The sequence below is a fragment of the Planktothrix sp. PCC 11201 genome, assembly GCF_900009135.1.
GTDB lineage: Bacteria > Cyanobacteriota > Cyanobacteriia > Cyanobacteriales > Microcoleaceae > Planktothrix.
This window is the reverse complement of record NZ_LT797693.1, coordinates 580,477-586,809: the sequence shown is the minus strand read 5'-3', so window position 1 is coordinate 586,809 and position 6,333 is coordinate 580,477. Positions and strand designations below refer to the sequence as shown.

The window sequence follows — 6,333 nt, the reverse complement described above, 5'->3', positions numbered from 1 at the left end:
GGCAATAGGTAAATACTTACTATAAGTAGCTTTTAGCTTTCAAGAATGTCCTAATAGATGTGGCAACTGCTATAGAAACAACTCTGCCAAAATCCAGACTAAAAATAAAGGGTGCAGTTGATCTGCGCCCTTTATTTTAGTGATTCTATATTCAGGCTATTATCCGGCTTTTTTGTCAATTCCCAGATGTTGTTTACTCTCTCGAAGTTGTTCCCACAAGATTTCGATTTGTACATAAGATTCTTCTGCTGAAAGTTTTCCCCCGGTTTGGAGGCCAACGATAAACTCCACCTTTTGAGCAAATTCCTGCAAATTAGCATTAAACACGATATTTTCAGGTGTAGCATTGCCTCGATAACGAGAACTCCAATAAAAGGAACCCAGGTTGGTCATTGGTCTCAGACTCCAATTTACATGATTGTTTATTTTTACATAGAATGCCGGATTTTGAATCGGCTTACAAAGTATACCTTGATACTTTAATTATAGCCCGATCAATTCCATCCAGTGTTTATTAAAAAGAAGACAATTCTATTAACAACTATACAGCCTCCCTTAATCACAATCTGAGTGGGAGGTTGAAATGGGACTCGCATGGTAATGCTCGGCTAAATAGGCTTCTAGGACTCCAAACTGGCTAGGGTTTAGACGATAGTAAATCCAACGTCCCTCTTGCCGACTTCCCAATAATCCGGCTTCCTTCAAAATTTTTAGGTGAAAAGATAGTTTAGACTGATTGACGGCTAACTGTTCGCAAAGTTCACAAACACACAATTCTTTTTCTCGTAACAGATTAATAACCTGCAAACGCAGAGGGTCAGATAGGGCATGAAACCCGGCCAAAACGGTTTTGACGGCGGGAACCGCAGAAACCTCTATTACATTTTTTGCAACCATCCAAGCTCTCCTAAATCGAGGTTCATAGCTCTAGCTTATCATTTTATTTTCGTGACTTGTACAGGGCAAAAAGGAAGGAACCATAAAGGTACTAAGACACGAAAACGCCCCAGAAAAATTAAAGGGTTACTCCTTCTAAATCTGCTTCGGTTAACTCATACAAAGATTTTAATTTTTCTAATGTTTCCCCATCGGTTTCCCAAAATCCTCGGCCATGGGCTTCTAACATTCGACCGACAATATTACGAAAGGCTTCGGGATTTGCTTGTCTTAATTTAGTTGCCATTTTTTCATCTAAAGCATAGGTTTTAGAGGCTTGATCATAAACCCAATTCTCTTGGAAATTGGTTGTTCCTCCCCAACCCATTAAGGCGGTCATTCGTTGAGAAATTTCATAAGCCCCACCACTTCCTTGATTGACCATGGCTGCTGCCCATTTCGGGTTTAATAATTTTGTCCGATATTCAATTCTTAATAGGTCTTCTAATTGTCGAGGAGTGGTATCTTTAGAAAAACTTTCGACAAAACTGGCTTTAACTTTTTGACCTTTTTGTTTTTCCGCCGCCCGTTTTAATCCGCCCGTATTGGCATAATATTCTTGAATATCCGTTAACCCATATTCTACGGAATCAATTTCTTGAACAACATTATCCATTGTTTTTAACAATTGTGTCATCACTTCCGGTCTAGCTTGTCCTTGATCTTTGCGTCCATAACTAAATACATTCCGTCCTTTCCAAGTATCTGCTAATTCGTCTCCCGATTCCCAATTTCCATCCACAATTTGATCATTAACTAACGATCCAAAATCTCCAGATGGGTTAGAAAATAAACGGGCGGACGGGTTTTCTACTCCTTGCGATCGCAACTTTAAAGTGTGCTTTCTAATAAAGTTTTGTTCCTCCGCTTCTTCCGCATCAGCCGCTCGCACAAATAAATCATCCAATAATTCGATAATATTGGCAAAACTATCTCTAAAAATTCCTGATAAATTGGCTAATATATCAATCCGAGGATGTCCGACTTGTTCTAAAGGTTGTAATTCATACCGCACAATTCGCCCGGTTCCTTCTTTAATTGGTTCGGCTCCCACTAATTCTAAGATAATTCCTAAAGACTCTCCACGAGTTTTAATCGCATCTAAACCCCATAACATCACGGCAACGGTTTCGGGATAATTCCCAGTTTCTGCTAACTGTTGATTAATGATTTTTTGAGCAATTTCTCGTCCTCTCAAATAGGCCGCAGCCGAGGGCATTCTATAGGGATCTAAGGCGTGAATATTACGTCCGGTTGGCAAAACTCCTGGCCCATCTCGCAGTAAATCCCCGCCGGGGGCTGGGGGGATATATTCCCCATTTAATCCTTTTAATAAATTAGTTAATTCATCGGATGTTTGTAATAATAATTCTCGAATTTGAGTCTCAGTTTCCAAGGTCAACTCATTCATGGATTCGGTAGAATAAGCATTCAGATAGGTGGTTAATTCTTCTGCCGTTGGATTTTCTCCAAAGGTATGTAATCCTGATGAAAATAAACGCTGTTCTAAGACTTGTAAATAATCATAGATTTTGATAAAATAGTTATAAATAACTTCGACACTAAATAATCGAGCGTTTTCGGTTGTAAAGGCTATTCCTAATTTTTTGCCCTCTTGAAAGGGACAATCTACCTCTAAACCCATATCAACAATTTGCTGACTAATTGATTCCTGAAGGGTAGAATTTTTCTGCGGATCTTCTCGATATTCGGCAATTAATTCCCGTAGAGATACTAATTGTTTATACAGTCCCGCTCGACCATAGGGGGGTACATTATAGGAAATTAATACCCCATAACCTCGACGTTTTGCTAATATTGATTCCGAGGGATTATTAGCTGCATAAAGATATAAATTGGGCAAATTTGCCAATAAAATATCTGACCAAGAATAGCCCGTATTTCCTAATGGTGATCCGGGCAACCATTCCACAGTTCCGTGCATCCCAAAATGAACAATTGCATCAGCTTTAAATTCCTTTTGTAGCCATTGATAAAAAGCTACATATTGGGGATGGGGAGTTAAATCTCTCTCAAACATTAACCGCATGGGGTCACCGGATAAACCTAAAGGCGGTTGCACTCCCACCCAAATATTTCCTAATTGAATTCCACCAATATGATAATCTTCTCCAAAGGTTTTAATTCCGGTTTCTGTTAAGGATTTCCATTGTTTTTTAATCCTACTTCGTTGTAAATATCCTAACCATTTCTCTAATTGATTGACATTCACTTGATTAGAAATAACGGAATTTTCTGCAAAACTAAAGTTCTGTTGAGCTTCTAAGGTTTCATCGGCTATTTTGACCTTTTGAATTAAACTTTCCCCAGTTTCTGGCAACTCCCCAACCGTATATCCTTGAGCTTTTAAGGCTTGTAAAACTTTTAATAAACTCTGGGGTACATTTAATAAAGCGGCGGTTCCTGTGGCTCCATATCCAGGAGGAAATCCATATAAAATAATCGCAACTTTTCGCTTTTCTGGAGGTGTTTTTCGCAGTTGAATCCAACTTTTTACCCGTCCAGTTAAACGTTTAACTCGTTCAGGAATTAAATAAATATTTTCTCCTACTAACCCCCCTAAAGGAACGGTATCAATAGCACCATCGAGTTCTGGTAGGGCATATAAAACTACACTTTGTAGACCGCCAATTCCTTGACGAGTCCAGGATAATAAGTCTTGAATTAGTAGGGGTGCAGCGATAAAATAGGGAACGTTTTTTACGGTTAAAATTTGTTTAGCAATTTCCACTTGTCGTCCGGCTTCCATTGATCCGGCTGGCCCTCCAACTAAAGGAAACCCAATGGTAGAAACAATTGCATCAACGGTTACAGCCTCTTTTGATAAGGATAAGGTTTCAATTTTTCCCTGTTCTCGATTGTTAAATTCATCGGTTGTTGTGATCCAATCTCTCACGGCTACATGACCCTCAACACCATTAATAAAAATTGGTAAAGGGATTAATTGATCTTGTTGAAAATAGCGAATTAGTTGGGGGATATAATCTTGTTTAGTAATAACGTGCTTACGATACAGCAATATTCCGACAACGGGATCGTTAACTGCATTTGGATATTGGGTTTTATACCAATCTAAATAGGCTTTTGGTGATTCAAAATAACCGTTATAATCTGGGTGTAATAATCCCATATTAGGGGTTTCTATCGGAGGGGGAATTTCGCCAACGGTTAACCCTAAATAATTAGTAGCAATTGTCCAGAACATCGCCACGACATTTTCTGTGCCTCCGGCATTCCAATACCCATAAATAATTAACCAGTTACGCAGGTCTTGAACTTTTTGAACGGGAATAAATTTTAATAATTTCGGGCCTGTTTTGAGAAAACTAATATAACCTGCCAGTTTATCTTCTTCTTTGCCACTAGAAAATTTACTGAGAATAAATTGTACAGGTTTGGGCATTCCTTTGGGTTTATCCCCAATTTTAAACGCTCCAATTTGAGTTAAACTCATTAATTCTAAAGCGGATTCAAAAACTAACCGAATCGGAATATTTTGTACCCGCTCTCGTAACCATAATACTTGATCATAATCAAATAATAAACTAGCAAAAAAAACATCGGCATTTTTTATGGCCATGGCGACAGTATCCGGTTGATCAGAAATCGCGCGATCGCTAAACACACAAATCTCTAATTCTGGACAACGAGCGCTGGCTAACTGGGCGGCTATGCGATATAACTCAGCATTAAAAGACTCAAACCCAGCAATTAAAACAATCTTTTTCATAAACTCTATTTTTAAACGATTCGTTTTAATCTATTATTGATAATTATAGCAATTCTAAATTAAAATTAAATGACAGAATATCAGGCTCTAACTTCTATTTTAATTGCGGGAGTGGATGAAGTAGGTCGGGGGGCTTTATTTGGCCCTGTGGTGGCGGCGGCGGTAATTTTGTCGGAGGATGGTATGGCTCAATTAACCAGCGCTGGAGTTAAAGATAGTAAAAAATTAACTCCAGGGATTCGTTCTCGGTTAGCGATTGAAATTAAAGCGATCGCCATTGATTGTAAAATCGGTTGGGCGTCCGTTAAAGAAATTGATCGCTTTAATATTTTACAAGCGACATTATTAGCCATGAAACGGGCAATTTTAAGGTTAAATCCTCAACCCGAACTCTGTTTAATTGACGGAAATCAGAAGATTCCACAATTATTAATTCCACAACAAACTATCATTAAAGGAGATAGTACATCTATTGCAATTGCAGCCGCTAGTATTGTGGCAAAAGTTTGGCGAGATCAATTAATCACTCGTTTAGCTAAAAAATATCCTGAATATGATTTAAAACAAAACAAAGGTTACGGAACCGCAAAACACCGTCAAGCGATCCAAGATTATGGTATTACTTGCCAACATCGTCAATCTTTCGGGTGTTGTCAATTATCCTTACCGTTATCAAATTAGGAACAATTTTCAGCTAACCAAGTTAACAAATCTGAATCCGTTTCAAAATCTAATAATGCTTCTCCTAGTTGTTCAACTAGTTCAATCGGAAGACCGCGGATTTGTTCTGAAATTTCGGGGTTAATTGTTCCTAAACGACGACTTAGCAAACGCAAAATGAACGTTATTTCTCGTCGTAACCCCTGTTCAATTCCCTGTTCAATTCCCTGTTCAATTCCCTGTTCAATTCCCTGTTCCATCCAACTTGTAACAATTTCCATAAATCTTTCCTCCTGAATTAATCCTAAGCGATTGAGTTCTTCGGTAAAAACGACTTCTTCGCTAGAATTTAAGCGCAAATAGGAGTCGATAAACCCCGAAATTAATTGATTTCTAGCTGGATCTAACCGCAACGTTACTAACAAGCGTAAACACTCCGCTTTAACTTGGGGTCGATCCTGGGGTTCTATTCTCATTTTAGCCATTAATGCAGCCGCCACTGGATTTTGCTGACGTAAAAAATCCCGCCAGTTTAAACGATTCAGTTGGATCGCTGCATAGCTAAATTCTAATACCTTCCGGTCGGGAAATTCAACTTGATAGTTATTGGGTTCCAGACGTTGGGGGGTATCGAAAGAAAATAGTGCAATCGGATAAACCGGAAGTGCATATTTTTCGTCTAGTCTAGCAAAATAATGGAACATCCGCCGGGCAAAATCCGCTTGAGCGTAGGATTGAGTTTCGGTATGGATGAGGAAAAAACTTTCCTGTTCTCGAAATCTAACTTTTGCTAATAGATCGACCTCTCGACGATTCCCCGATGTAATATCAATAAATACTTCCTGGGGTAAAAAGGTAATAGAGGATTGATCAATATAGGGAATTAAATCAGGAAAAAATAATTCTAAAAATTCCCAAAAAAACGTCGATAGCAATTCTTTAAATAATCGATCATGTTCAATTACCCGTTCTGAATTTTCAGTCAT

General features: G+C 38.5%; 5 protein-coding genes. 1 reads left to right on the top strand and 4 read right to left on the bottom strand.

Translation table 11 applies throughout. From position 1 onward, the window contains the following. Positions 1-159 precede the first annotated feature (159 nt). From PL11201_RS07545 to bchH, 3 genes are all read right to left on the bottom strand, one after another. A complete protein-coding gene (locus tag PL11201_RS07545) occupies positions 160-393 on the bottom strand; it encodes a DUF7219 family protein (RefSeq protein WP_079677953.1) in 234 nt (77 codons plus the stop codon). 162 nt (positions 394-555) lie between these two features. Further along, on the bottom strand, positions 556-897 hold the full coding sequence (locus PL11201_RS07540; protein ID WP_079677952.1) for an ArsR/SmtB family transcription factor: 342 nt from the start codon (positions 895-897) through the stop codon (positions 556-558). 118 nt (positions 898-1,015) lie between these two features. After that, positions 1,016-4,687 carry a magnesium chelatase subunit H gene (gene bchH / locus PL11201_RS07535; protein WP_079677951.1) on the bottom strand — a complete coding sequence of 1,224 codons (3,672 nt, stop codon included), beginning with the start codon at positions 4,685-4,687 and terminating at the stop codon, positions 1,016-1,018. A gap of 69 nt (positions 4,688-4,756) precedes the next feature. On the opposite strand from bchH, the gene PL11201_RS07530 reads away from it, so the two are divergent. Beyond that, positions 4,757-5,368, top strand: coding sequence for a ribonuclease HII (locus PL11201_RS07530; protein ID WP_079677950.1), 612 nt, complete (start codon positions 4,757-4,759; stop codon positions 5,366-5,368). On the opposite strand, the gene PL11201_RS07525 is transcribed toward PL11201_RS07530, so the two are convergent. After that, positions 5,365-6,333, bottom strand: coding sequence for a DUF4351 domain-containing protein (locus tag PL11201_RS07525; RefSeq protein ID WP_079677949.1), 969 nt, complete (start codon positions 6,331-6,333; stop codon positions 5,365-5,367). The genes PL11201_RS07530 and PL11201_RS07525 overlap by 4 nt on opposite strands.

Coding starts and splice junctions, on each gene's coding strand:
- PL11201_RS07545 (WP_079677953.1), bottom strand. CDS start 393: ATGACCAACCTGGGTTCCTTTTATTGGAGTTCTCGTTATCGAGGCAAT.
- PL11201_RS07540 (WP_079677952.1), bottom strand. CDS start 897: ATGGTTGCAAAAAATGTAATAGAGGTTTCTGCGGTTCCCGCCGTCAAA.
- bchH (WP_079677951.1), bottom strand. CDS start 4,687: ATGAAAAAGATTGTTTTAATTGCTGGGTTTGAGTCTTTTAATGCTGAG.
- PL11201_RS07530 (WP_079677950.1), top strand. CDS start 4,757: ATGACAGAATATCAGGCTCTAACTTCTATTTTAATTGCGGGAGTGGAT.
- PL11201_RS07525 (WP_079677949.1), bottom strand. CDS start 6,333: ATGACTGAAAATTCAGAACGGGTAATTGAACATGATCGATTATTTAAA.